We start from the raw sequence: 25,755 nt of genomic DNA, 5'->3' as shown, positions 1-25,755 counted from the left end.
CATGAAGACCTCCGCAGACACGTCGGGCGGGCCCGGCGACCGGGTCGCGCACCACGTCCTCGACCGGGTCGCGCACCTCACCCTCGACCGGCCCGAGACCCTCAACGCTCTCACCCCCGGCCGGCGCGACCACCTGATCCGGCGGCTCGCCGGGGCCTCCGCCGACCCGGACGTGGGAGCGGTCGTGATCACCGGCACGGGCCGGGGGTTCTGCGCGGGCGCGGACCTGCGGAGCGGCGGGCCTGCCACCGGGGAACGCGTCACCGGTGACGTGGCCCGCACCCTGCGCCTGGGCGCCCAGCGGCTGATCGCCGCCGTCCTGGACTGCGAGAAGCCGGTGATCGCCGCCGTGAACGGGGTCGCGGCCGGGCTGGGCGCGCATCTCGCCCTGGCCTGCGACCTCGTCCTGGCGGCCGAGTCGGCCCGTTTCACCGAGGTGTTCGTACGCCGCGGGCTCGTGCCCGACGCGGGCGGGGCGTATCTCCTGCCCCGGCTGGTCGGCCCGCAGCGGGCGAAGGAGCTGATGTTCTTCGGCGACACCGTGACGGCGGCGGACGCCGAGCGCCTCGGCCTGGTCAACCGGGTCGTGCCGGACGACGAGCTGTCCGCCACGGCCCATGCGTGGGCGGCCCGCCTCGCGGCGGGACCCACCCGGGCCCTGGTGCTCACCAAGCAGCTCGTCAACGCCTCCCTCGACACCGACCGCGCGACCGCGTTCGCCGCCGAGGCCGCCGCGCAGGAGATCAACCTGACCACCGCGGACGCCCGGGAGGGCCTGGAGAGCTTCGCGCAGCGCAGGCACCCGAGGTTCACGGGCCGCTGACCTCGCGCCCGCCGCCGCGGAGCCCGTGTTCCGGGTCTGCGCACCCCTTCCCGTCTGACGGTCCGTCAGCTTCAATGAGGGGGTGATGGGAACCGCAGGGATGGCGGCCGCCGCCGTCCGCTACCTCAGGTCGTCCGGCCGCCCCGTGGAGGCGCTGCCCCGCCCGGAGCTGCGCTGTGTCGGGGCGGACGAGAGAGCCCCGGTCGAGGGGACCGAGTTCCGGCGGGTGCTGGGACACTTCGCGAGCGGTGTGGCCGTGGTCGCCGCGGCGGCCGCACCGGGCGAGGCCGCACCCGCCGGCTTCGCCTGCCAGTCCTTCTCCTCGCTGTCCCTCGATCCCCCGCTGGTCGCCTTCATGGTCGGCCGTACGTCGGCGACATGGCCGCGCATCGCCCGCGCGGGCGCGTTCTGCGTCAGCGTGCTGGCCGCCGGCCAGGGCGAGCTGTGCCGCGGGTTCGCGGTGAGCGGCGGGGACAAGTTCGCGGGCGTGGCGTACGACGCCGCCCCGGCCTCCGGCGCGCCCCGGCTCACAGGGGCGGTGGCGTGGATCGACTGCACGATCCACGCCGTCCACACGGGCGGCGACCATCTGATCGTCGTCGGACGGGTGGACGCCCTCGGCACCGGCACGGAGGACGCCCCCCTCCTCTTCCACCGCGGCCGCTTCGCCCGCCTCCGGGACTGACCCCGCAGCGCCCGGACCCGGGGGCGGCGCCCGGTGACGTCCGGCGCAGGCGGGCACGGCGTGCCGGAGCTTCAGGCCGCGAGGGCCGGTGTCACGGCTGCCCGGCGGCGGATCACCAGCACCATCAGGGCCGCCGCCGCGCACAGCGCCCCCGAGGCGACCCAGACGACGTCGTACGAGCCGAAGGCGTCCCGGGCGACCCCGCCGAGGAAGGCGACCAGGGCCGCTCCCACCTGGTGCGCGGCCAGCACCCAGCCGAAGACGATGGCGCTGTCCTCGCCGTAGTGCTCCCGGCACAGCGCGAGCGTGGGCGGCACGGTGGCGACCCAGTCCAGACCGTAGAAGACGATGAAGAAGACCATCGGCGGATGCACGTCCGGCGCGAGCAGCAGCGGCAGGAACAGCAGCGAGATCCCGCGCAGGGCGTAGTAGACGGCGAGCAGGCGGCGGGACTCGAAGCGGTCGGTGAACCAGCCGGAGGCCACCGTGCCGATCACGTCGAACACTCCGATGACGGCGAGCAGCGAGGCCGCCGCGGTGATCGGCATGTCGTGGTCGTGGGCGGCCGGCACGAAGTGGGTCTGGACCAGGCCGTTGGTGGAGGCCCCGCAGATCGCGAAGGAACCGGCCAGCAGCCAGAACGGGCCGGTGCGCGCCGCCGAGAACAGCACGGCGACCGCCCGCCGCGCGGCACCGGGCACCGGCTCGGGCTTCGGCACGAACTCCTTCGCGCCATAGGGACGCAGGCCCACGTCGGCCGGGTGGTCGCGCAACAGGATCCAGACGAAGGGGACGACCACGAGGGCGGCGAGGGCGACCGTGACGGCGGCCGGCCGCCAGTCGTACCGGTCCACGATCCGGGCCAGCAGCGGCAGGAAGATCAGCTGCCCGGAGGCGGACGCGGCGGTGAGGATGCCGGTGACCAGGCCGCGCCGCGTGGTGAACCAGCGGTTGGTGACCGTCGCCGCGAAGGCCAGCGCCATGGAGCCGGAGCCGAGTCCGACCAGCAGGCCCCAGCACAGCAGCAGCTGCCAGGCCGTGGTCATCCACACCGTCACGCCGGAGCCGATCGCGATCACCGTCAGCGCCGCGGCCACCACCCGGCGGATGCCGAAGCGGTCCATCAGCGCGGCCGCGAACGGGGCGGTCAGCCCGTACAGCGCCAGGTTGACGGAGACGGCCGCACCGATCGTGCCGCGCGACCAGCCGTACTCCTGGTGCAGCGGATCGATGAGCAGGCCCGGGAGGGAGCGGAAGGCGGCGGCGCCGATGATCGTCACGAAGGTGACGGCGGCGACGAACCAGGCGCGGTGGACGCGGCGGCGTCGGCGGGCGGCGGGCTCGGAGTCCTCGGGGACCTCTGCGGCGGTCTCGCTTGTCTGGGTCACGCCATACAGCTTTCCGCGCGGAAGATCTCTCATCGAGTGGCCCGACAGACACCATTCGCTAGGATCGGGCCATGAGCCGTGAGCCGGAGTTCCGACCGCACCGCGTCGTCGTCCTCGCGCTGGACGGACTGCTGCCCTTCGAGCTGGGCATCCCGCACCGCATCTTCGGCCGGCCCAGGGACGCGCGGGGGCGGCATCTGTACGAGGTGGTGACCTGCTCGGTGCGGCCTCCGGGGCCGGTCGAGACGGACGCCGACTTCGCCGTCCAGATCGGGCACGGCCCGGAGGCCCTGGCCACCGCCGACACCGTGGTCGTCCCGGCCTCCTACGAACTGGGCCCGGTCTTCGAGCAGGGCGTGCTGACCGAGGAGCTGGCCGCCGCCCTCCGGCACATCCGCCCGGGCACCCGGCTCGCCTCCATCTGCACGGGCGTCTACGTGCTCGCCGCGGCCGGGCTGCTCGACGGCCGCCCCGCCACGACCCACTGGGCCGACGCCGAGCACTTCCGGCGGACGTTCCCCCGGGTCGACCTGGACCCCGACGTGCTGTTCGTCGACGACGGCGACGTGCTGACCTCCGCGGGGGTCGCGGCCGGCATCGATCTGTGCCTGCACATCGTGCGCAGCGACCACGGCACGGCCGTCGCCAACGAGGTGGCCCGCCGTACGGTCGTACCGCCGCACCGCGACGGCGGGCAGGCGCAGTACATCGAGCGGCCGGTGCCGGATCCGCAGCAGGCGACCACGACGACGGCCCGCGCCTGGGCGCTGCAGCGGCTGCACGAGCCGATCCAGCTGCGGGACATGGCGGCGCAGGAGGCCATGTCGGTACGGACCTTCACCCGCCGCTTCCGCGAGGAGGCCGGCGTCAGCCCCGGCCAGTGGCTGACCCGGCAGCGCGTGGAACGGGCCCGGCATCTGCTGGAGTCCACCGACCTGTCGGTCGACCAGGTGGCCGGGAACGCCGGGTTCGGCACCGCCCAGTCGATGCGCCAGCATCTTCAGACGGCCCTCGGGGTCACACCGACCGCGTACCGCCGCACCTTCCGCGTCGGCCGCGGCACCGCCGCGGCACCCACCGGCACCACGGGCTGACGGGCCGCCGCCGGCCGGACCTCGCCCGGCGGCCGCCGGATCAGAACGTCAGCACCGCCCGGGCCACCCGGCCCGCCCTCGCGTCCTGGGCCGCCTTCTCGAAGTCCTCCACCAGATAGGTACGGGTCACCAGCTCGTCCAGCATCAGCCGCCCGGCCCGGTACAGCTCGGCGTACCGGGCGATGTCGCGCTGCGGCCGGGAGGAGCCGTAGCGGCAGCCGAGGACGGCCTTGTCGAGGAAGAGGGAGGAGACCGGGAAGGACACCTCCGCGGCCGCGGGCGGTACGCCGAGCAGGACGGCCTGTCCGTGCCGGTCGAGCAGGTCCACGGCCCGCCGGACCAGGTCGGCGCGTCCGACGCACTCGAAGACGTGGTCGGCACCGGCGGGCAGCACGCCGGTCACGTCGTCCACCGAGGTGAGGAAGTCCGTCGCGCCGAACCGCCGGGCCGCCTCGTCCTTGTCCGGGTTGGCGTCCACGGCCACGATCCGCGCGGCTCCCGCCAGCCGGGCCCCCTGGACGACGTTGAGGCCGACCCCGCCCGCGCCGATGACGACGACCCGGTCCCCGGCCTCCACCCGGGCCCGGTTCAGCACGGCCCCGACCCCGGTGAGCACGGCGCAGCCGATGAGGGCGGCGGACGGCATCGGGATGTCGCCGGGCAGCGGGACCGCCTGCACGGCCTTCACCACGGTCCGTTCCGCGAACGCCGAGTCGGCGGCGAACTGGAACAGCGGCTCGCCCGCGCGTGTGAAGGGCCGTCCGGGGCGTCCGATGGCCTTCCGGCACATGGTCGGCCGGCCCCGGTCGCACTGGGCGCAGGCACCGCAGTTGGCGAGCGTGGACAGCGCCACGTGGTCGCCGGGCGCGACATGGGTGACGCCCGCGCCCACCCGCTCCACGACCCCGGCCCCCTCGTGCCCGAGCACGACGGGCACCGGGAAGGGGATCGTGCCGTCGACGACCGACAGATCGCTGTGGCACAGCCCGGCCGCCGACACCGCGACCAGCACCTCGCCGGGACCGGGGTCCCGTACCTCCAGGTCGTCCACGACCAGGGTCCGCTTCCCGTCGAAGACCACACCACGCATACCGGCCCCTTCCCTAACCCCTCGGTCCCCTGGGCAGGCCGAGCACCCGCTCGGCGATGATCGTGCGCTGGATCTGGTCCGAGCCGCCGTAGATCGTGTCGGCCCGCGAGAACAGGAACAGATGCTGGTCGGCGTCGAGTTCGTAGGGCGCGGACTCCGACCACGCGAGCGGCCCGGTCCCCGCCTCCGCGCCCCGCACCAGCACGGCCAGCTCCCCCAGCCGCTGGTGCCACCCGCCCCACAGCAGCTTGGCCACGCTCGGGGCGCCCGCGCCCGCGCCCGCCCCGCCGAGCGTGCGCAGCGCGTGCCAGCGCATGACCCGCAGCTCGGCCCACTGCCGTACGAGGCGCTCGCGCACGACGGGATCGGCGGCGGCCCCGTTCTCCACGGCCGTCCGCACCACCCTGCCCAGCTCCTGGGCGAAACCGATCTGCTGGGCGAGCGTGGACACCCCCCGCTCGAACCCGAGCAGGCTCATCGCGACCCGCCAGCCCGCGCCCTCGCCGCCGACGACGTGCTCCGGGCGGGCGTGGGCGCCGTCGAAGAAGACCTCGTTGAAGTCGCCGGCCCCGGTGGCCTGCCGGATGGGCCGCACCTCGATGCGTCCGGGCTGGTCCATCGGGACCAGCAGCAGGCTCAGACCGTGGTGGCGCCGCGAGCCGGGACCGGTGCGCGCCAGCACGAAGCACCAGTCGGCCTCATGGGCGAAGGAGGTCCAGATCTTCTGCCCGCTGATCCGGTACGTCCCGTCACCGGCTCGCACGGCCCTGGTGCGCAGCCCGGCCAGGTCCGAACCCGCCTCGGGCTCGCTGTACCCCTGGCACCACAGCTCCTCGCCGGCGGCGACGGGCGGCAGGAAACGGGCCTTCTGCGCGTCGGTGCCATGGGCGACGAGGGTGGGCGCGAGCAGGTTCTCCCCGATGTGCCCGGACCGCGGCGGCGCCGCCGACCGCGCGTACTCCTCGGCCCACACGACCTGCTGGGTGAGCGTGGCGGTCCGGTTCCCGTACCCGCCCTCTCCCCACCCGATGCCGATCCACCCGGCCCTGCCGAGCGTCCGCTCCCACGCGCGCCGGTCCGGTCCGGCCCCGGCGTGCGCGGCGAGCCAGGCCCGGGCCTCGCGGCGGAACGCCTCGTCCTCGGCGGTGAACCCGAAGTCCACGGCGGTCTCCTTCATGTCGCCGGTCGACGGCCACGCCGCAGGGGCGCGGGGAACTGTGCGGGACGCCGCCCCGCGCGGACTGCCGCGCACGGCGGGAGGCGTCCGGGGCGGGAGGCTTCCACGCGCTAGGCGTTGGGCCGCTCGCCCTTCGCCGCGGCCCGTTCCATCTCCGCGACCTGCTCCAGCATCGGCATCGGGTCCACGCCGACGGACCCCGGCAGGAACCGCGCGATCCGCTCGGGGGTCCAGCCCCCGTCGGCGTAGGCGGCACGCAGCTCCCGGGGCTGGGCCCACACCGCGATCTTCGGGCCGGCGACCGTGTACACCTGCCCGGTGATCTCCCGGGCCCGGTCCGACAGCAGATACACGACGAGCGCGGCCACGTCCTCCGGCTCCCCGATCCCGTCCAGCTCCACCGGTACGTTCGCCGACATCCGGGTACGGGCCACCGGCGCCACCGCGTTGGCGGTCACGCCGTACTTGTGCAGCCCCAGGGCGGCGCTGCGCACCAGCGAGATGACGCCCCCTTTCGCGGCGCTGTAGTTGGCCTGGGACACCGAGCCCTGGTGGTTGCCGCTGGTGAACCCGATCAGGGTGCCCGAGCGCCGGGCGCGCATCACCGCCGAGGCGGCCCGGAACACGGTGAACGTGCCCTTGAGGTGGGTCGCGAGGACGGGATCCCATTCGTCCTCGGTCATGTTGAACAGCATCCGCTCGCGCAGGATCCCGGCGACGCACACGGCCCCGTCGAGGCGTCCGTACGCCGCGAGGGCCGTGTCGACGACCCGTCGGCCGCCCGCCATGGCGGAGATGTCGTCGGCGACCGCGACGGCCTCGCCGCCGGCCGACTCGATCTCCTTGACGACGGCGTCGGCGACCTCGCTCGTGGGCGAGGCGCCGTCGACGGCGACCCCGTGGTCGTTGACCACGACCCGGGCTCCCTCGGCGGCCGCCGCGAGGGCCACCGCCCGGCCGATGCCCCGTCCCGCCCCGGTCACGGCGACGACCTTGCCGGTCAAGAAGTTCCCCACGCCCGGCCCCTTCCCGCGGTTTCTGACGGTCCGTTAGATTCTAAGTCCCGACGGACGGGCCAGGACAAGCCCCGGGGAGGCACGGATGACACTGCCGGCCGAGTTCCACGACATCGCCGGGCGCGTGAACAACTGGGGCCGCTGGGGGGCCGACGACGAGATCGGCACCCTCAACCTCATCACCGGCGAGGTGGTGCGGGCGGCCGCGGCCTGTGTGCGCACGGGCCGCCGTGTCCCGCTCGCGCTGCCGCTGCGGCAGGACGGTGTGCAGACCGGCATGATCCCGGGCCGGATCGACCCGCTGCACGCGATGGTGCAGGTCAACCAGGAGCTGTTCGGACCGGGCACGGTGGCGTGCAGCGACGACGTCGTGACGATGGGGCTCCAGGCGGGCACCCACTGGGACGCCCTGACGCACGTGTCGCACTCGGGGCGGCTCTACAACGGCCGCCCGGCCGGCACGGTCACCGCGCACGGCGGCGCCGCGTTCGCGGGCATCGACAAGGCGCGGCACCTCGTCTCGCGCGGGGTGCTGCTGGACGTGGCACGCGCGCGGGGCGTCGAACGGCTCGACGGCGGCCACGCGGTCACCCCGGAGGACCTGGAGGCCGCCGAGGAGCTCGCGGGCACGCGCGTACGGGCCGGGGACGTCGTGCTGGTGCGCACGGGGCAGATGCGGCTGCTGCTGGCCGGGGACCGGCACGCGTACGCGTACCCCTCGCCGGGCCTGTCGGTGCGCACCCCCGAGTGGTTCCACGCGCGCGATGTCGCGGCGGTCGCCGACGACACCCTCACCTTCGAGGTCTTCCCGCCGGAGATCGAGGGCCTCTGGCTCCCGGTGCACGCCCTGCACCTGGTGGAGATGGGGATGCTCCAGGGCCAGAACTGGAACCTGGAGGAGTTGTCCACAGTCTGCGGGGAGGAGGGGCGGCACGCTTTCCTGCTGTGCGCGATGCCCGAGCCGTTCGTGGGCGCGACGGGAACCCCGGTGGCTCCGGTGGCCGTTCTCTGACCGGGGTCCGGCTGACGGCGCGCAACTGCCCGCCCCGAGCACGGCATCGCGCGCCGCCGTCCGGCTCCGGCGCTCCCGCCCGCTCGCACGACTGTGCCCGAGCGAGGAGGGACCCCCGTCGTCCCCCTCGACCCTGGGGACACCGACGCCGAATCACGACCCACGCTCGCCGAGGGCTCCCGTCACCGGAACCCTCGCCGTCCCCTCGCGGCGAATCGCTGCCCACAAGCGTGATCAAACGGACACGAGACGTCAACACCCGCATGGCGAATTGTTATGCACGCCCTGATCACAGCCGGAGCGCACGGAAGCACACCCCCGGCGCACCGCACCCTGTCGGCGCAGCGGATCACACCGCCTCGTAGGCCAGCCCTTCGTACGCCGTCGCAACGCCGTCGCAGGCCGGAGCGGCCGCGCGGGGCTCGGGACAGCGGTCCAGTTCGCACCAGATGCGTTTGCCGGCCCCGTCGGGACTCCAGCCCCAGCGGTCCGCCAGGCCGTCGACGAGGGCGAGGCCGCGGCCCCCGGTCTCCTCGCCGTCGGCACAGCGCGGCACCGGGGCGCGGCCGCTGGTGTCGGCGACCTCCAGACGGACGGCCGCGGACCCGGCCGCGGACCCGGCCGCGAGCCCCGCCGCGGCTCCCGCGGCGAGCGGCAGCACGAGCCGCAGCACGGCCGGACGGCCGGTGTGCACCACGGCGTTGGTGACCAGCTCGGACACCAGGAGGATCAGCGTCTCGGCGAGCGGCTCGTCGGCCTCCACGCCCGCCCCGGCGAGCCGCGCACGTGCCCACCTCCGGGCTCGCCCCACCTCAGCGGGGTCGGGCCGCACTTCCAGCTGCACTTGAAGCACCTGCACCGCTCACACCATCCGAACCGGCGGACACAAAGGCTCGCGCCTCACGAGGGCCACGATCGTAGCCATTTTCTGCATGACCAGAACAACAGCCAGAGCTAGCGTCACGGAACGTGAGTTCCTTGCAGAACAGCTTGATTGACGTTCCGTCACCCCAACAAGCGCTTCGGGCATATTCCAGCGCGAAGGAGTACCCGTGCGGGATACTGTGCGACGCTCGCTCCGAGGAGTCGAACAGGCAGCGGTTTCTCGCACTTCTGCCCCGCGAGCAGCGGCGTGCGCCGTCGGCACCTGGGCCGTCTCAGAGGCGACTCCGGTATGGCTCGCCCTCGGAACCACTCGCATCCCACACAAGGTACCGGAGCCGGTCGCCGACTCCAGGACGTGACGAGTCACGCATAGGACACAACCCGATATCAACGCTCTGTGATTCCGGGATGCCACGGTCCGCGACATCCGGGCCACGGCTGAACCGTTCCCGCAGGCCCGGGGCCCCTCACCCGTCCCCGGCCGCCAGATCACGCGCCAGGAGTTCCTCGCCCTCCGCCCCGCCGCCCGCCCTGCGGGCCCGCACCCACGCGCGTTTCAGATGCAGATGCACCTCCGCCTCCCAGGTGAATCCCGTGCCGCCGTACACCTGGAGGCAGTCACGCGCTCCGCGGACGGCCGCCTCGTCCGCCAGCAGCCGGGCCGCCGCGATGTCGGCGGGGCGGGAGGTCACCGCCGCCGCGTAGACGGCCGCACGGGCCGTCTCCAGCCGCACCAGCTGCCCGGCGCACAGATGCTGGACCGCCTGGAAGCTCCCGATCGGCCTGCCGAACTGTTCCCGCACACGCGCGTGTTGCACCGCCAGCTCACAGGTCCGCGCGGCCGACCCGAGCTGCTCGGCGGCCGTGAGCAGGACGGCGACGGGATCGGGTCCGGCCGGCCGCGCGGCCACGCCGGGCACCCGGTGCAGCGGGGTCAGCGGATCGACCGACCGCACGGGCACGGCTTCCCGGACGCCCTCCGCGGGGCCGAGCACCGTGTCCGCCTCGTCGAGCCACTCCACCAGTCCCGCGTCGACGCGGGTGACGACGGCGTCCCCGCCCGCCGCGTCCGGCATCGGCTCCGCGGCGAGATGCGTGGCGATCAGCGGTCCCGGGAGCAGGGCCCGGCCGGCCTCCTCGAAGACCAGCACGGCCTCGGGCAGGCCGAGTCCGACCCCGCCCCGCGTCTGCGGGAGCCGCAGCGCGAAGAACCCGGCGGCGCCCAGGGCCCGCCACAGGTCCCGGTCCAGCCGGTCGCGCCCGACGGCCGCGCGCAGTTCCTCGGGCCCGAACCGGCGCGCGAGCAGCGCCCGCATGCCCTCGCGCAACGCCCGCTGGTCCGGGGTCGGTCCGAACCTCACCGTTCTCACCGTCCTCTCGGCAGGCCGAGGATCCGCTCGGCCACGATCGTCCGCTGGATCTCCGAGGTCCCGGCCGCGACGGTGTAGGACAGCGACGACAGCCGGTCGAGGACCCAGGGCCGGTCGAGGTCGAGGCTGTCGGCGCCGAGGACGTCGGCCGCGGTGTCGTACAGGGCCTGGCGTGCCTGCGAGTAGCTCAGCTTGAAGACCGAGCCGCCCACGCCGGGCACCCCGCCGGAGGTCTCCGCCGCGCTGACGTTCCACTGGGTGAGCCGCCACAGCGCGCGGAACTCGGCGTCGAGCCGTCCGAGCCGGCGGCGCAGGACGGGGTCGTCCCAGCGGCCGTTGCGGCGGGCCTCGCGGGCGAGTTCACCGAGGACGCGGCGGCAGGCGACGACCTCGCCGGCGAAGGCCGTGCCGCGCTCGAAGGACAGGGTCACCATGGTCACGCGCCAGCCGTCGTTCTCGGCGCCGACCCGGTTGGCGGCCGGCACCCGGACCTCGTCCAGGAAGACCTCGGCGAACTCGTCGGACCCGGCGAGGGTCCGCAGCGGCCGTACGGTGACGCCGGGCGCGTCCATGGGCAGGGCGAGCCAGGTGATGCCGTGGTGCTTCGGGGCGGCCGGGCCGGTGCGCACCAGCAGTTCGCACCAGTCGGCGACCTCGGCGTGCGAGGTCCAGATCTTGGAGCCGCTCACCACGTAGTCGTCCCCGTCGCGCCACGCGCGCGTGCGCAAAGAGGCGAGGTCGGAGCCCGCCTCCGGCTCGCTGAAGCCCTGGCACCACACCTCCTCGCCGCGCAGGATCGGCGGCAGCCAGCGGGCCCGCTGCCCGGGCGTGCCCTCGGCGGCGACGGTCGGCCCGGCGTGCAGCAGGCCGACGAACCCTGCCCCCACGTAGGGCGCCCCGGCCTTCTCGGTCTCCTCGAGGAAGATCAGCCGCCGGGTCGGGGAGGCGTCCCAGTGCACGTCGGCGTACCCGGCGTCGTACAGCAGACGCTGCCAGCCCATGTCGTACGCCCGGCGCCCGGGCCAGTCGGCCGCCGGCGGCTTCGGCGGCAGCGTGGGCAGCGTCCTGGCGAGCCACTCGCGCAGCCGGGCCCGGAAGTCCTCCTCCTCGGGCGTGTACGACAGGTCCATCAGCGGTCGAGGTCCAGGCCGAGCATGCGGATGGCGTTGCCGCGCATCAGCTTGTACACCGTCTCGTCGTCCAGGCCCTTCACATGGTCGAGGGCGACCTCCTTGGTGTGCGGGAAGGTCGAGTCGACGTGGGGGTAGTCGGTCTCGAAGGTGGCGTTGTCGCGGCCCACCGCGTCGAGGGACGCGACCCCGTGCCTGTCGCGGAAGAAGCAGCAGAAGATCTGCCGGTAGTAGTACGTGGACGGCGGTTCGGGGATCAGATCGCGCACCCCGCCCCAGGCGCGGTGCTCCTCCCAGACGTCGTCGGCGCGTTCCAGGGCGTACGGGATCCACCCCATCTGGCCCTCCGAGTAGGCGAGTTTCAGCCGGGGGAAGCGGACCAGCACGCCGCTGAAGAGGAAGTCCGTCATCGAGGCCATGGCGTTGTTGAAGGACAGCGACGCCTGGACGGCGGGCGGTGCGTCGGGGGACGCGGCGGGCATCTGCGAGGACGACCCGATGTGCATGTTGACGACCGTGCCGGTCTCCTCGCACACCGCGAAGAACGGGTCCCAGTGGCCGGAGTGGACGGACGGCAGCCCGAGGTGGGCGGGGATCTCGGAGAAGGTCACCGCGCGCACCCCGCGCGCGGCGTTGCGCCGGATCTCCGCGACCGCCAGGCCGATGTCCCACAGCGGGATCAGGCACAGCGGGATCAGCCGGCCGCCGCTGTCGCCGCACCACTCCTCGACCATCCAGTCGTTGTAGGCGCGCACGCAGGCGAGGGCGACCTCCTTGTCGTGGGCCTCGGCGAAGGTCTGGCCGCAGAAGCGCGGGAAGGTCGGGAAGCAGAGGCTGGCCTCGACGTGGTTGAGGTCCATGTCCGCCAGCCGTGCGGCGGGGTCCCAGCAGCCGCGGCGCATCTGCTCCCGGGTGATGCCCTCCAGGGTCATCTCGTCGCGGTCGAAGCCGACGGCGGCGATGTTGCGCTTGTACGGGAACATCAGGTCCTCGTAGATCCACCAGTCGGTGGGCGGGCCGTCGGGGTCCATCGTGATCTGGTACTTGCCGCCGACGTAGGCGAGTTCTCCGATCCCGGCGGTCAGCGGCCGGGGTCCGCGGTCGCGGTAGGCCCGCGGAAGCCAGGTCTCGAAGAGGTGCGCGGGCTCGATCACATGGTCGTCGACGCTGACGATCCGGGGCAGTTCCGTCGTCATGGGTCCCCTCCGCCGGACGGTACTTATCTGATGGTCCGTCAGATAGCATGACAGCCGGCGAGCCGTCAGCCAAGGAATCCGTCGGCCACGAAGGGGGCAGCAGACGTGAACGACACCCCGCACTCCCTGAGTTCCTCCCGTACGCTCTGGGACCTGCTCGACGCCCGGGCCCGTCTCATCCCCGGCCGTCCCGTGCTGCTCCAGGGCGGGCGCACGCTCACCTTCGGCGCACTGCGTGCGCGTGCCGAGCGGACCGCGGCGGGCCTGCACGGCATGGGGGTGCGGCCCGGCACGGTCGTCGCCTGGCAGCTGCCCACCCGGCTGGAGACGGTCGTGCTGTCCTTCGCGCTGGCCCGCCTGGGTGCCGTGCAGTCACCGGTGATCCCCTTCCACCGCGACCGCGAGGTCGGCTTCGCGCTGCGCGAGTCCAGGGCCGAGTTCTTCGCGGTGCCGGGCGTGTGGCGCGGCTTCGACCACACCGGGATGGCCCGGCGCCTCGGCGCGAAGGGGATCCTCCAGGCGTACGACGCACTCCCGGAGGGCGATCCGGCCGTCCTGCCGCCCCCGCCCGCCGAGGGCACCTCCGTGCGCTGGATCCACTGGACGTCCGGCACGACCTCCGTCCCCAAGGGCGTGCTGCACACGGACCGTTCACTGATCGCGGGCGGCTCCTGCCTCGCCCACGCGCTGCGGCCGCGGCCGGCGGACGTCGGCTCGATCGCGTTCCCCTACGCCCACATAGGCGGCCCCGACTACATGGTGATGCTGCTGCTGTACGGCTTCCCGGCCGTGCTGTTCGAGCAGTTCGCGCTGCCCGGGGCGGTGGCGGAGTACCGCCGGCACGGCGTGACGATCGCGGGCGGGTCGACGGCGTTCTACTCGATGCTCCTGGCCGAGCAGCGCAAGGAGCCCGCCGTGAGGCTGATCCCCACCCTGCGGCTGCTCGCCGGCGGCGGGGCGCCGAAGCCGCCGGAGCTGTACCACGCGGTGACACGCGAGATGGGCGTGACGCTCACCCACGGCTACGGCATGACCGAGGTGCCGATGATCACCATGGGCGACCCCGGCGACAGCGCCGACCACCTCGCCACGACCGAGGGGCGCCCGCCGCGGGGCATGGAGATACGGATCGTCGACGGCGAGGTCCGGCTGCGCGGGGAGGCGGTGTGCCGGGGCTACCTCGATCCGGCGCAGACCGCGGAGGCGTTCGACGAGGAGGGGTTCCTGCGCACCGGCGACCTGGGCCGACTGACCGACAGCGGCCATCTGGTGCTCACCGGCCGCCTCAAGGACGTGATCATCCGCAAGGGCGAGAACATCTCGGCCAGGGAGATCGAGGACCTGCTCGCCGCGCACCCCGCCGTCGGGGACGTGGCGGTGATCGGGCTCCCGGACCCCGAGCGCGGGGAGCGGGTGTGCGCGGTCGTGGAACAGCCGCCCGGGGCCCCGGAGCTGACCCTGCGGACCGTGACGGGGTATCTGCGCGCGCAGGGACTGTCGGTGCACAAGCTGCCGGAGCAACTGGAGGTGGTGGAAGCCCTTCCGCGGGGCGAGACCCTGCGCAAGGTGCTCAAGTACGAACTGCGCGAACGCTTCGCGGACGAATGAACCACCCCGCCCGGACAGGGGGAACCGACCCACTGGAACGGAGGGGAAACCGACCCACCCGGGCAGAAGGACCGCCCCGCCCGGGCCCGACAGGGCCACCCGCCCCGGGCACGGTGAAACCTCCCCGCCCGGATGCCGTGCGGCCACCCCACCGGACGGGGGACGGCCCCGCCCGGACAGGGGGGAACCGACCCACTGGGACGGAGGGGGAACCGACCCGCCCGGGCAGGAGTACCGCCCCGGACACGGCGAAGCCTCCCCGCCCGGATGCCGTGCGGCCACCCCACCGGACGGGGGACGGCCCCGCCCGGACAGGGGGCCGACCCGCTCGGGCCCGACGGGCGGGGTGAAGCCGTCGTGCCGATCGGGTGTGGTGAGGCCGTCCCGTCCGGGCACGGTGCGGGCGGCCGCCCTCGGGCGCAGCGGAACAACCCCGTCCGGGCGCGGTGCCGCCATCTGCCCGGGCGCAGCGGAACCGCGCGATCCGGGCGTGGGGGGACCGCCGTGGCCGGGCGTGGCCGGGTTACTCGGGCACGGTGAAGTAGCGGGCGAAGGCGGGGACGAGTTCCGACTCGCCGACCCTGCCGTCGCCGTCGGTGTCCAGGGCTCCGGCGACCGTCCGCGCGACGGCCTCGGTGACGCCCAGGATGGTGAGCATCCGCGCGGTGTCCGCGACGGTCGCCGCGCCGTCGCCGTCGGTGTCCGCGACGTCCAGCGCGGCGTGCAGGAAGGGGCGGGCGATCTCCGCGAACCGGTCCGGGTTGTCCCGCAGCCGCTTCACCGCGCCGTTGACGAACTCGTCCCGGCTGATGCGCTGGTCCCCGTCCCGGTCCGCTATCCCCGCCATGCCCTGCCAGAACGCCTCCGCGCCCGCGTACAGGGCCTGTCCCTTGTCGGAGCGGGCCGGTGTGCCGAACTCCGCGAGCAGCGCCTTGGCGGCACCGCTGAAGTCCTCGCGGTCGATGTAGCCGTTGCCGTCCTGGTCGAAACCGGCGAACCTGGCCGCGATCCTGCGCTCGTAGTCGCTGCTGACCATGTCTTCTCGGGCCGCCTCACATCACGTCGGGGTGTTTCCGGCACGGAGCGTACGACGCCGGACGGCCCGCCGGAGCGGGAAAGCGACGGTTGTGCCAGGACCGGGGGAATTTCGGGACAACGGTGTGGCACGGCCCGCACGCCGTCACGCCGACAACGGACGTTCGTCCTCCGTGACGGCCGAGGCCAGGTCGGGATGGACGTCGAACAGCCGGCGCACCCCCAGGGCCCCGATGACGCGGTTCACATGGGAGCCCTCGGGGGCGCCCTCGGCGGGCAGGATCAGCCGCATCCGGCCCTGGCAGGAGCGCAGCAGCCGACGTGCGGCGATGAGCACGCCGACACCGCTGGAGTCGCAGAAGACGACCTCGGAGAGGTCGACGACGAGGCGGTGGCGGCCCTCGGCCACCATGTCGTGGACCCGCTGGCGCAAAACCGGCGATGTCACCAGGTCCAGCTCGCCCGTCACCCGGAGCACGGCCCAGTCCCCGCGCTCGTCATCGGTCACATTGAACGCCACCACCATGCCCTTCGTTCGCCTGAAACTGCCGGAACCGCCAGGAAACGGAAGCAGGTCCTACGCTTCCTTCCAGCGCGGCTGCCCAGCCGCCGTTCCCTGAAACAAAGGGCTGGAAACGAATGCCGACGAGAAGAGGCTTGTTTCCATCGCCTTCGATCCTGTTCGATCGCGTCAGGGACATGTCCGACCCCGTACAGGTCGGGCAGGCGCGGCAGAAGGCACGAGGTGCACCAAAGGTCCACTATCACTCGGGGCTCGCCAGGGGGCGCACATTGCCACAAAGGGGCGTGCGTTGTCGGACGTGCCGACTACATTCGAGAACACGGCGGACGCACGCTGGTCACCGGCCGGAACACGAGCAGGGGGAGGGGGCCGTATGGCGACGAAGGACGCACCACCCCGCTGGGACCGCAAGATGCAGCAGCGTCTCGCCCGCGGAGAGGCGGCGGCCCTCGGCGAGTTCTACGACCGCTTCGCCTCCCTCGTGCACGGCCTCGCCCACACCGTCCTGGGCGACGAGCGCGCCGCCGACACCGTCACCCGTGACGTCTTCGCGCATGTGTGGGAGCACCCCGACAGCTACGACCCCAAGCAGGGCCCGCTGCGCTCCTGGGTCGCCACACTGACCCACCGCCTCGCCGTGCAGCGCCTGCGCGCCACCGAGACCGCCGCGCTGGAGCGGGGCGGGCCCGGCACCGCCGAGGAGCTGGAGGGCAAGGTCCACCGGGCGTCCGTCGCCGCCCGCGCCGACTACATCGTCCAGGCCATGCCCGCACCTCTGCGCGCCGCCCTGGAGCTGGCCTACTTCCAGCGCCGCGACTACCGCCAGGCCGCCGTCGACCTCGGCGTCACCGAGGACGAGGCCCGGCGCCGTCTGCGCCTCGGACTGCAGCTCCTGTCCACCGCCCACGACGCCGGCGCGCCCGGCGCACCACCGGGGTACGGGGGTGCCGCGTGAGCGAGCCGCCCCCGTTCCCGGAGCATGCGGACCTCGTCCGCGACGCACCGAAGGAGCACCACCCGGTCATGCCGTACGCCCTCGGTCCCGGTGACCCGACGGGATCCGGAGCCGCTCCGGGAGACTCCGGGGACACCGAGGGGCCGGACGGCCGCCACGGCCCCCGGAGCGGTCCCGACGACCCCGCCGGCCGGCCTCCCGCAGAAGGTCCCGGAGGTCCGGGCCACCCCGGCGGACCCGGTCCCGGCGGCTCCGGTCCCGGGGGTCCCGGTCCCGGGGGTCCCGGTCCCGGGGGTCCCGGTCCCGGCTCCGGAGGTGCGTCCGATCCCGGCCGGCCGCCGCGCATACCGCTTCCGCGGGCCTCCGTCGAGGACAGCGGGACGACGCTGCCGGACTCGGCCGGGCCGCCTGTGCCGCCGGTGCTGGAGCACCAGGTCCTGAAGGCGCTGCTCGGCGCGTGGGCGCTGGCCGCGTGCTCACCGGAGGAGACCGCCGCGGTGGAGGAGCACCTCGGCACCTGCGGCTCCTGCGCCGAGGAGGCGCTGCGGCTGCGCGAGGCGGTCGGACTGCTCCAGCGGCCCGAGAGCCTCGACCTGGACCCCGCCCTGCGCACCCGCGTGCTGTCGGCCTGCCTGGAGCGGCGCCCGCCGCGCATCCCCGTGCCCGCCTGGGCGACCGCCTACGACGCCGAGACCGCGCGCCTGGACGCCCTGCTCCAGGACTTCGGGGACGCCGAGTGGCACGCGCCGGTGCGGCTGCGCTGGTTCGAGGGCCGACAGGCCACGAGCCGCCGTACGACGGTCGCCGGCGTCATCGCGCATCTGCTGGCCGTCGACGGCCTGGTCGCGCTCGCCCTCGGTCTCGCCGACCCGCTGGGCGACGCCGCGCAGGCACCGCCCGGCCCCGGTGCCCCGGCCGCACGCACCGAGGCGTACTGGCGGGCCTCGCACTTCCCGCCGACCCGTACCGTCCGGGCGCCCTGGCGGGAGCAGAGCCACGCCATCGTGCGCACGGCGTCCTTCACCGGCGGCACCTCGGGCGGCCTCCCGGTGTCCTACGGAGACCTCGGGCTGCCGCTGCGCGACGCGATGATCGACCGCGCCTTCGAGTGCTGGGTGCACGCGGAGGACATCGCGGACGCGGTGGACTACCCGTACGACCCGCCCTCCGGCCGCCATCTCCATGCGATGGTCGACCTGGCCGCGAGGGCCCTGCCGACCGTGCTCGCCGCGCGCCGGCGGGCCGGCCTCGCCTCGCCGGGCCCGGAGCGCCGCCTCGTCGCGGCCGGTGAGCCCGGCCGCACGCTGCGGCTGGAGATCGAGGGCACGGGCGGCGGCGAGTGGCTGATCCCCCTGGACTCCCCCGCGGCCGTCGCGTCCGCGGCGCACGAGGTGGCCCATGTCGCCCTGGACGGCGTGGAGTTCTGCCGGCTGGCCGCCGGCCATGTGCCCCCGGAGGAGGCGGCGGCGGGCCAGCTGGGCGACCGCGGGGCGATCAGAGAGGTCCTGTACGCGGCGGCGTCACTGAGCCGCATGTAGAAGCCGGATTCCCCGCGCCCCTCGGAGGACGTCCGCCGCGAGGGCCCCGGGGCGCGGGAACCCCGAGGGCACCCCCGTGCGGCCCGCCGGGCCACCCGGGAAAGCCCCCCACGGCGTCAGGCGAACACGACCGTCCGGCGCCCGTTGAGGAGGATCCTCCGCTCGGCGTGCCACTTCACGGCCCGCGCCAGCGCCTGGCACTCCACGTCACGTCCGACGGCGACCAGCTGGTCCGGAGTCACGTCGTGGGACACCCGCTCGACCTCCTGCTCGATGATCGGCCCCTCGTCGAGGTCGGCGGTGACGTAGTGCGCGGTCGCCCCGATCAGCTTGACGCCCCGCGCGTGGGCCTGGTGATACGGCTTCGCGCCCTTGAAGCTCGGCAGGAAGGAGTGGTGGATGTTGATGATCCGCCCGCTGAGGTGCTTGCACAGATCGTCGGAGAGCACCTGCATGTAGCGGGCGAGGACGACCAGCTCGACGTCCTCCTCGCGGACGAGCTCCAGCAGCCGCGCCTCGGCCTCGGCCTTGGTGTCCTTCGTGACCGGGATGTGGTGGAAGGGAACGCCGTAGGACCCCACCAGCTCGGCGAAGTCGGTGTGGTTGGACACCACCGCCGCGATCTCGACGGGCAGCGCCCCCATCCGCGCGCGGAACAGCAGGTCGTTCAGGCAGTGCCCGAACTTGCTGACCATCAGCAGGACCCGCATCTTCTCCTCGGCCCGGTGGATCTGCCAGTCCATGTGGAAGGAGTCGCCGATCGCCGCGAAGCTGGCCCGCAGCTTGTCCACGGTCACCGCCGGCTCCGCGGAGAAGTGGACGCGCATGAAGAACAGACCCGTGTCGTGGTCGCCGAACTGCTGGCTGTCCTCGATGTTGCAGCCGGTCATGAACAGGTAGCTCGACACGGCGTGCACGATGCCCTGCTTGTCCGGGCAGGAGAGGGTGAGGACGTACTGCTCGGCCGGGGCCGCGGCTCGGGTGGGCTGTTCGTTCATGCGGGAAGGGTCCCACACGCGGCACCGCGGCCGGCGACCGTTCCGCTAGGCGGACCGGGTCAGGATCTGCAGCACCTCCAGCGTGCGCGGGGGCGTGTCGGGGTCCTCCCCGTCGCTCGCGGCCATCCGCACATGGGCGTCACGCGCGGCCTGCACCGCCTCGGGCCAGCCCGGGTGCTCCAGGTAGGAGGCGACCGGGGCGTCGGGGCCGACCTGGTGCATGATCCGCAGCACCCGCAGCACGGCGGTGTCGACGAGGGCCGCCTCCTGCGAGTCGCGGAAGATCGTGCCCACGTACTTCTCGGCGGACCAGTTGTCCAGCCAGGTGTCCTCCACCAGCCGGTACACGGCGTCGGTGACGTCCCCGTATCCGGCGGCGCCGGCCAGCCAGACCTCGCGCTGGAAGACCGGGTCGGAAAGCATGTGCAGCGCCGAGCGCACGTTGCTGCGCCAGCGCCACCACGGCATGTCGTTCAGCGGCATGCCGCCCATGGTGGGGGAGCGACGGCCGCGACGGGAAGAGTTCTCCGAACCTTGCACGGTCATCGATCGTACGTTCTCCGTCTCACGTGCCGGACCGGTCCCCCGCAATTCACCTCGACGTCACCCAGCGTTGCCCCGACGACACTCCAGGGTTAGGGATGTGACGGAAGCGTGTGGGGACATGACCGGCAGGCGACGCAACCACAGCACATTCCTCCCCACACTCACCAGGCCCGTCAGAGCAGGCATCCGCAGCGCCGGCGCCCTGGTGGCGTGCGCGTCGCTCGCAGTCGGATGCGGGATCATCCCCGACGTCACGGGGGGCGACGGGGACGGCCCGATCGTCGTCATGACCTGGGCCCCGCAGGATACCAATCTGACCAACAAGCCGGGTATGCCCGCGTTCGCCCGCGCCTACGCCCGCTGGGTCAACTCCCACGGCGGCATCGACGGGCGCAAGCTGCACGTGGCCTCCTGCAACGAGCGCAACGACTCGGTGTCCGCCGCGAAGTGCGCGCGGCGCGCGGTGAAGGAGAACGCCGTCGCCGTCGTCGGCTCGTACAGCCAGCACGCCAACTCCTTCTTCCCGATCCTGGAGAGCGCCGGAATCCCCTACATAGGCGGCTACGGCATCACCGACGACGAGTTCACCTCCCCCCTGTCCTACCCCGTCAACGGCGGCCAGCCCGCCCTTCTCGCGGGCCTCGGCCAGGAGCTGGCGGAGGACTGCGGACCCGTCTCCCTGGTGCGGCCCGACACCATCGCGGGCGACGAGCTCCCCGTCATGCTCAACGCCGGCCTGAAGGCGCGCGGCCACGCGAACGCCGCCGACGTGCGGGCCGCCGAGGACGCCACCGAGTTCTCCCGGCAGACGCGGGACTCGCTCGGCGGCGCGGCCGGCGCCACGGAGCGCCCGGGCTGTGTGGTGCCCGCCCTCGGCGACCGCACCGGCACCTTCATGGACTCCTTCCGGCGGGCCCGCGAGGAGTATCCCGAGGTGCGCACCGGCACCGTGCTCGGCAGCGTCGACCAGACCGTCATCGACGCCTCCGGCGGCAGGTCGGGGCCGTACGAGGGGTCGTACATCACCGGCTGGTACCCGGTGGAGAGCGACCCGCGCTGGGACGGGATGAAGAAGGTGATCCGCGAGCAGGCGTTCACCGACACCCGGATCGACCCCGCGGACGCCGGGGTGCAGACCACCTGGATCGCCTACACGGTGCTCAGGGCCGCGCTCGACAGGATCGGCGGCGGCGAGGTGACCTCCGACACGGTACGGCGCACCCTCGACGACGGCCTGAAGATCGACACCGGCGGTCTCACGCCGACCCTGCGCTGGAAGTTCCAGGACCGGCTCGCCGCCATCGGCTACCCCCGCCTGGTCAACACGGACGTGACCCTCCAGGTCGTCCGTGACGGCCGCCTGGTCGCGGCCCGCAAGGACTTCCTCGACATGACCGAGGCCCTCCAGGGCGCGGACGTCTAGGGGCTGCCGCACGGGCGGCCCGGGATCCGCGCCCCGGGCGGGTCACAGCTGGGTCGGCTGCCGCTCGGTCAGGCCGTACTTCGCGGCGATGACGTTCCACAGCCCGGCGGCCTTGTTCTTCTCCGCGGTGGCGGTGCCACTGGCCTGGTTGCCCGCCTGGGCCTGGCCGGTGGCACGGGCCTGGCCGCCCTTGCAGAACTTCTTCCGGTTGCCCGCGACCTGGTCGGCCCACGCCGCGTAGTGGTCGTCGGCCGACGCGGACGCCTTCCAGGCGTTGGTCAGCGCGGTGGTCAGCTCGGCGTGGGCGGGCAGCTGGTCGACGGAGAGCGCCTCCAGCCGCGTCACCAGGCCGTTGCGCTGCTGCGCGGCGGCGCGCAGGTCCTGGGCCGCCTGGCCGAGGTTGTCGCACGCCTTGACGTTGCCCACCGCGCCGATCACCGACTGGCGGCTGTTGCCGCTGTCGGCGAGCAGCTTGTCCAGCTCCACGGCCTGCGCCTTCGCCGGGTCCTCGCTCGCCGAGGCCGAGGGCGAGGGCGAGGTGCTCTGCCCGGTCGCCGGAGCGGAGGCGGAGACGTTCTTGGAGTCGTCGCCCTCGTCGTCGCCGTCGCTGCCCATCAGTGCGCCCGCGCCGATGCCGAGGACCGCGAGACCGATGCCGACGGCCGCGATGACCGGCACGCGCGAACCGGTGCGCCCGCCGCGCCGGCCGCCGCCCTCGTCGTCGCGTCCGGCACGCCGCCCGCCGTCACCGGGGTACGCGCCCCCGGGACGGTCGTACGAGGGCTGCGGGGCGTAGCCGCCCTGCGCCGCCGGCACGCGCGGCATCTGCTGGGTGGCGCCGGCCGGGCCCTCGTCGCTGCGGAACAGGCCCGCGAACTCGGCGGGCGGCTGCCGGTCGCCGCCGGCGGCCGGCACGGGCGGGATGTACTGGGTGGCGTCCGCGTCGGACCCACCGGGCGTCCCGGCGGCGGGCTGCCCGCCGGCCGCGGCGGGCTTCTGGGCCCGGCCCAGATACGTCGTCGTCTCGGCGGGCGTCTCCGCGCCGCCCGGACCGCCGTAGGTCCCGGCGGGGGGCTGCGCGGCCGGACCGCCGGGAGCGCCGTACGCGCCGGGCCCGCCGTACGGGGCCTGGGGCGTGCCCGCGGCCGGGCCGCCGCCGTAGGAGCCGCCGGGCATCTCGGGCGGCAGGGAGCCGGGGGTCACCGGCGGCAGGTACTGCGTCGCGCCCTCGTCCGCGGCAGGCGCGGCGGGGGCCACGGGCGGCAGGTACTGGGTGGCGTCCGCGGCGCCGCCGGGCGCGGGGGCGGCCGCCACCGGGGGTATGTACCGGGTGGCCTCGTCGACGGCGGGCGGCAGCGGGGTGCCGCCGTAGGTCCCCTGGCCGCCGTACCCGCCCTGCGGGGCGTAGGGCTGTGCGCCCTGGGGCGTCTCCGGCGGCAGCGGGGCCGCCGCGGGGGCCGACGGGCCGGGCCCGCCGGTCCACTGCTGGTCGGGCGGGGACGGCCAGGACTGGCCGGCCGCCGGGCCGCCCTGGGCCTCCGGCCCCCATGGCGTGCCCCACGCCTGGCCGCCGGGCGGCGCCGCCGTCGGGCTGCCCGGCACCAGCGGCGCACCGCCGTCGGAGGGCAGCACGACGCCTTCGTGCGCGGGCCGCGCCGAGGGCTCCTCGCCCTGTCCACTCTGCGTCACCGGGACTCCTGCTGATGGGGGACCTTCGGAATCGTCGGCTCACGCTACCGGGTCGCCGGAGCCCCGTGCCACGCAGCTCGGGCAGTGATCTCCCTTCCTGTGACGTCGGTTACAGCCGCCTACGCCGCCTGCTGGAGATCCAGCCGCGCCCCGAACTCCCTCACCACCGACTCGTCCCGGTAGGGCTCCAACCGCTGCTGGAAGTCCTCCAGGTACTCGGCGCCGCGGTTGGAGCGCAGGGTCTCCAGGATCTCCACCGCCTTCAGGCCCGTGGCACATGCCTGTTCGATCTCGCGCTGCTGCACCTGCGCCGTGGCCAGCAGCACGTAGCCGATGGCCCGGCGGCGGGCGCGGGACTGCGGGTGCCCGGCCAGGGCCTGCTCGGCGCAGCGGGCCGCCGCCTCGGCCTGCCCCAGGTCACGGTGGCAGTGCGCCAACTCGTCGGCGAGGTACGCCTCGTCGAAGTGCGCGATCCACGCCGGGTCGTCGCCGGAGCGGGGGTCGGTCCGCTCCATCGCCGAGAGGGCCCGCCCGGACGCGCTCTGCGCCGCGCGGACGTCGCCGAGCAGGGCGTGCCCGCGCGCCTCGGCCGCGAGGAACATCGCCTCCGCGCGCGGGGTCACGATGCCGCGCGCCCCCTCCTGCGCCGCCCGCGCCAGCTGCGCGATCTCGCGCGGGGTCCCGAGCTGGGCGGCGAGATGGCTCATGGACGCGGCGAGCACGTAGCCGCCGTAGCCGCGGTCCCCCGCGGCCTGGGCCAGGCGCAGCGCCTGGATGTAGTAGCGCTGGGCGAGGCCCGGTTGGCCGGTGTCGACGGCCATGTACCCGGCGAGCTCGGTCAGCCGCGCGACGGCGGCGAACAGCTCCCTGCCCACCGCCTCCCGGTACGACCCCGCGAGCAGCCCGGAGACGACGCTGTTGAGGTAGTGCACGACGACGGGCCGCACGTGCCCGCTGCCGTACTGGTGGTCCAGGTCGGTCAGCGCCTGCGTCATGGCCCGTACGGCGGCCACGTCCGAGAGCCCCACCCGCGGCCCCGCCGCGCGCGCCACCTGGGCGTCCGGCGAGGAGATCAGCCAGTCGCGGCTGGGCTCGACGAGCGCGGAGGCGGCGACGGAGGAGCCGGACAGGAAGTCCCGCCGGCCCACGTCGCTGCGCCACAGCTCACACACCTGCTCGATGGCCCCCAGCACGGTCGGCGAGAACTGGAGACCCACGCCCGAGGCGAGGTTCTTGCCGTTGGCCATGCCGATCTCGTCGATCGTGACCGTACGGCCGAGCTTGCGTCCGAGCGCCTCGGCGATGATCGCCGGGGCGCGTCCGCGCGGCTGCTGTCCGCGCAGCCAACGGGCCACGGACGTCTTGTCGTAGCGCAGGTCGAGACCGTGCTCGGCCCCGCACATGTTGACCCGGCGGGCCAGCCCTGCGTTCGAGCAGCCCGCTTCCTGGATGAGCGCCTGCAGCCGTTCGTTCGGCTGCCGCGCGACGAGAGGCCTTGCGGCCATGGTTTCTGACCCCCTGTGGCTGCGGTGCCTGCCCGTGCACCGGGTTGACGTGTCCTTACGGTGGGGAACACGGCTCGGACGCACCGGCTTGTGCGCCGAGGAGTTCCGGCCGTGAAGATCAATGCCCCGCGGACATACCGCACATGCGAGGCATGCCAGGATTGCCGGGGTGAAGAGGCAAGCCGACCCCACGGATGCCTACCCGTCCCGCCCCCGGATCCTCCCGCGCGCCCCCGTCCGTGCACCCGTGCGCCCCGGACGACGAACCAGTGCTCCTCCCCCGCGCGTGGGCACGCCCGTAACCCGCGGTGGACGGCGGAGTTGTGTTCCACGTGGAAGAGACGATCCCGGGCACCGACACCGCACAGATTCCGCAGCAGCGCGGGGATTCCCTGCTGGAGACAGCCGTCCGCTACGCCGAGGAACGACACTGGGACGTGTTCCCCGGCGCCTGGCTGGTGACCGTCGACGGCGTGCAGCGCTGTTCCTGCGAGGATCCCGCGTGCGGGGCGCCCGGCGCGCACCCGACACGCCCCGACTGGGCGACGCAGGCGACGGGCAGCGCGACCGTCGCGCGCCGGATGTGGCAGAAACAGCCGGGCGCGTCGATCCTGCTGCCGACGGGGCGGGCCTTCGACGCCGTCTCCGTGCCGGAGACGGCCGGGTTCCTGGCGCTGGCGCGGATGGAGCGGATGGAGCTCACCCTGGGACCGGTGACCCTGACGCCCGACCGGCGCATGCACTTCCTCGTGCTGCCGGGGGCTTCCGTGAAGGTTCCCGAGCTGGTGCGCAGGCTGGGCTGGGCGCCCTCGTCGCTCGACCTGGTGGCTCTGGGCGAGGGTTCCTATGTCGCCGCTCCTCCCACCCGGGTCGGGTCCCGGGGGGCCGTGCAGTGGGCCTGCCGGCCGACTCCCGCGAACCGGTGGCTGCCGGACGCGGAGGAGTTGATCTCGCCGCTCGCCTACGCGTGCGGGCGGGACCGGTAGCGCCTTCTCCTCCGCCGGGTTCCTGCCCGTCCCGCGGCCGGCCGATCGTCGTGGCTGGTCGCGCAGTTCTCCGCGCCCTTTCG

The 25,755-nt window shown here is 74.0% G+C and carries 23 protein-coding genes; 9 read left to right on the top strand and 14 right to left on the bottom strand.

Annotation, left to right across the window (positions count from 1 at the left end; translation table 11 throughout):
• Position 1: 1 nt before the first annotated feature.
• Complete coding sequence (locus ACIQGV_RS26100) at positions 2 to 823, top strand: enoyl-CoA hydratase/isomerase family protein (protein WP_402498097.1); 822 nt, start codon at positions 2 to 4, stop codon at positions 821 to 823.
• A gap of 85 nt (positions 824 to 908) precedes the next feature.
• Entirely contained in the window at positions 909 to 1,508 is a 600-nt protein-coding gene (locus ACIQGV_RS26095) for a flavin reductase family protein (protein WP_402498095.1), read from the top strand.
• 71 nt (positions 1,509 to 1,579) lie between these two features.
• Here the strand turns inward: ACIQGV_RS26095 and ACIQGV_RS26090 are convergent, their stop codons facing one another.
• Positions 1,580 to 2,929 carry an MFS transporter gene (locus tag ACIQGV_RS26090; protein WP_402498092.1) on the bottom strand — a complete coding sequence of 450 codons (1,350 nt, stop codon included), beginning with the start codon at positions 2,927 to 2,929 and terminating at the stop codon, positions 1,580 to 1,582.
• Between the two features lie 38 nt (positions 2,930 to 2,967).
• On the opposite strand from ACIQGV_RS26090, the gene ACIQGV_RS26085 reads away from it, so the two are divergent.
• Positions 2,968 to 3,990 (top strand): GlxA family transcriptional regulator, encoded by a 1,023-nt coding sequence (locus ACIQGV_RS26085; protein ID WP_402498090.1) that lies wholly within the window; start codon positions 2,968 to 2,970, stop codon positions 3,988 to 3,990.
• 40 nt (positions 3,991 to 4,030) lie between these two features.
• Here ACIQGV_RS26085 and ACIQGV_RS26080 read toward each other — a convergent pair whose 3' ends face one another.
• From ACIQGV_RS26080 to ACIQGV_RS26070, 3 genes are all read right to left on the bottom strand, one after another.
• Positions 4,031 to 5,080, bottom strand: a complete 1,050-nt coding sequence (locus ACIQGV_RS26080) for a Zn-dependent alcohol dehydrogenase (RefSeq protein WP_402498087.1) — start codon at positions 5,078 to 5,080, stop codon at positions 4,031 to 4,033.
• Positions 5,081 to 5,093: 13 nt separating this feature from the next.
• Complete coding sequence (locus ACIQGV_RS26075; RefSeq protein ID WP_402498242.1) at positions 5,094 to 6,242, bottom strand: acyl-CoA dehydrogenase family protein; 1,149 nt, start codon at positions 6,240 to 6,242, stop codon at positions 5,094 to 5,096.
• A gap of 125 nt (positions 6,243 to 6,367) precedes the next feature.
• On the bottom strand, positions 6,368 to 7,273 hold the full coding sequence (locus tag ACIQGV_RS26070; RefSeq protein WP_402498086.1) for an SDR family oxidoreductase: 906 nt from the start codon (positions 7,271 to 7,273) through the stop codon (positions 6,368 to 6,370).
• A gap of 85 nt (positions 7,274 to 7,358) precedes the next feature.
• Here ACIQGV_RS26070 and ACIQGV_RS26065 point away from each other — a divergent pair, with 85 nt between their 5' ends.
• The gene (locus ACIQGV_RS26065; RefSeq protein WP_402498084.1) at positions 7,359 to 8,285 is read left to right on the top strand and encodes a cyclase family protein; all 927 of its coding nucleotides are present in this window, start codon (positions 7,359 to 7,361) and stop codon (positions 8,283 to 8,285) included.
• A gap of 349 nt (positions 8,286 to 8,634) precedes the next feature.
• Here the strand turns inward: ACIQGV_RS26065 and ACIQGV_RS26060 are convergent, their stop codons facing one another.
• From ACIQGV_RS26060 to ACIQGV_RS26045, 4 genes are all read right to left on the bottom strand, one after another.
• Positions 8,635 to 9,129 carry an ATP-binding protein gene (locus ACIQGV_RS26060; protein ID WP_402498082.1) on the bottom strand — a complete coding sequence of 165 codons (495 nt, stop codon included), beginning with the start codon at positions 9,127 to 9,129 and terminating at the stop codon, positions 8,635 to 8,637.
• 508 nt (positions 9,130 to 9,637) lie between these two features.
• Complete coding sequence (locus ACIQGV_RS26055) at positions 9,638 to 10,531, bottom strand: acyl-CoA dehydrogenase family protein (protein ID WP_402498080.1); 894 nt, start codon at positions 10,529 to 10,531, stop codon at positions 9,638 to 9,640.
• 5 nt (positions 10,532 to 10,536) lie between these two features.
• On the bottom strand, positions 10,537 to 11,670 hold the full coding sequence (locus ACIQGV_RS26050) for an acyl-CoA dehydrogenase family protein (RefSeq protein WP_402498077.1): 1,134 nt from the start codon (positions 11,668 to 11,670) through the stop codon (positions 10,537 to 10,539).
• Entirely contained in the window at positions 11,670 to 12,866 is a 1,197-nt protein-coding gene (locus ACIQGV_RS26045; RefSeq protein WP_402498075.1) for an amidohydrolase family protein, read from the bottom strand. The genes ACIQGV_RS26050 and ACIQGV_RS26045 overlap by 1 nt, the downstream gene beginning before the upstream one ends.
• A 105-nt stretch (positions 12,867 to 12,971) precedes the next feature.
• Between ACIQGV_RS26045 and ACIQGV_RS26040 the strand changes: the two genes are divergently transcribed.
• Complete coding sequence (locus ACIQGV_RS26040; RefSeq protein ID WP_402498073.1) at positions 12,972 to 14,474, top strand: class I adenylate-forming enzyme family protein; 1,503 nt, start codon at positions 12,972 to 12,974, stop codon at positions 14,472 to 14,474.
• Positions 14,475 to 14,997: 523 nt separating this feature from the next.
• Here the strand turns inward: ACIQGV_RS26040 and ACIQGV_RS26035 are convergent.
• Together ACIQGV_RS26035 and ACIQGV_RS26030 are read right to left on the bottom strand one after the other, a co-directional pair.
• Positions 14,998 to 15,510, bottom strand: coding sequence for an EF-hand domain-containing protein (locus tag ACIQGV_RS26035; protein WP_402498072.1), 513 nt, complete (start codon positions 15,508 to 15,510; stop codon positions 14,998 to 15,000).
• Positions 15,511 to 15,654: 144 nt separating this feature from the next.
• Positions 15,655 to 16,035, bottom strand: coding sequence for an STAS domain-containing protein (locus ACIQGV_RS26030; RefSeq protein WP_402498069.1), 381 nt, complete (start codon positions 16,033 to 16,035; stop codon positions 15,655 to 15,657).
• 370 nt (positions 16,036 to 16,405) lie between these two features.
• On the opposite strand from ACIQGV_RS26030, the gene ACIQGV_RS26025 reads away from it, so the two are divergent.
• Together ACIQGV_RS26025 and ACIQGV_RS26020 are read left to right on the top strand one after the other, a co-directional pair.
• Positions 16,406 to 16,987 carry a sigma-70 family RNA polymerase sigma factor gene (locus tag ACIQGV_RS26025; protein ID WP_402498068.1) on the top strand — a complete coding sequence of 194 codons (582 nt, stop codon included), beginning with the start codon at positions 16,406 to 16,408 and terminating at the stop codon, positions 16,985 to 16,987.
• Between the two features lie 68 nt (positions 16,988 to 17,055).
• A complete protein-coding gene (locus ACIQGV_RS26020) occupies positions 17,056 to 18,525 on the top strand; it encodes a zf-HC2 domain-containing protein (protein WP_402498239.1) in 1,470 nt (489 codons plus the stop codon).
• A 116-nt stretch (positions 18,526 to 18,641) separates the two neighbouring features.
• Here ACIQGV_RS26020 and purU read toward each other — a convergent pair whose 3' ends face one another.
• Both purU and ACIQGV_RS26010 read right to left on the bottom strand, forming a co-directional pair.
• Positions 18,642 to 19,523: a formyltetrahydrofolate deformylase gene (gene purU, locus ACIQGV_RS26015; RefSeq protein WP_402498067.1), complete on the bottom strand. Its 882-nt coding sequence runs from the start codon at positions 19,521 to 19,523 to the stop codon at positions 18,642 to 18,644.
• A gap of 45 nt (positions 19,524 to 19,568) precedes the next feature.
• Positions 19,569 to 20,069: a hypothetical protein gene (locus ACIQGV_RS26010; RefSeq protein WP_402498064.1), complete on the bottom strand. Its 501-nt coding sequence runs from the start codon at positions 20,067 to 20,069 to the stop codon at positions 19,569 to 19,571.
• Between the two features lie 118 nt (positions 20,070 to 20,187).
• Between ACIQGV_RS26010 and ACIQGV_RS26005 the strand changes: the two genes are divergently transcribed.
• A complete protein-coding gene (locus ACIQGV_RS26005; protein ID WP_402498062.1) occupies positions 20,188 to 21,492 on the top strand; it encodes an ABC transporter substrate-binding protein in 1,305 nt (434 codons plus the stop codon).
• A gap of 42 nt (positions 21,493 to 21,534) precedes the next feature.
• Here the strand turns inward: ACIQGV_RS26005 and ACIQGV_RS26000 are convergent, their stop codons facing one another.
• Both ACIQGV_RS26000 and ACIQGV_RS25995 read right to left on the bottom strand, forming a co-directional pair.
• Positions 21,535 to 23,181 (bottom strand): hypothetical protein, encoded by a 1,647-nt coding sequence (locus tag ACIQGV_RS26000; RefSeq protein WP_402498059.1) that lies wholly within the window; start codon positions 23,179 to 23,181, stop codon positions 21,535 to 21,537.
• A 119-nt stretch (positions 23,182 to 23,300) separates the two neighbouring features.
• Complete coding sequence (locus tag ACIQGV_RS25995; protein WP_402498057.1) at positions 23,301 to 24,686, bottom strand: transcriptional regulator; 1,386 nt, start codon at positions 24,684 to 24,686, stop codon at positions 23,301 to 23,303.
• 332 nt (positions 24,687 to 25,018) lie between these two features.
• Between ACIQGV_RS25995 and ACIQGV_RS25990 the strand changes: the two genes are divergently transcribed.
• Positions 25,019 to 25,672, top strand: a complete 654-nt coding sequence (locus ACIQGV_RS25990; protein WP_402498055.1) for a bifunctional DNA primase/polymerase — start codon at positions 25,019 to 25,021, stop codon at positions 25,670 to 25,672.
• Positions 25,673 to 25,755: the final 83 nt, after the last annotated feature.

It is taken from the genome of Streptomyces sp. NPDC093094, from assembly GCF_044754345.1.
In the GTDB taxonomy this organism is placed as follows: Bacteria; Actinomycetota; Actinomycetes; order Streptomycetales; family Streptomycetaceae; genus Streptomyces.
The sequence above is the reverse complement of the archived record's forward strand: the minus strand, read 5'-3'. Positions and strand labels throughout refer to the sequence as shown.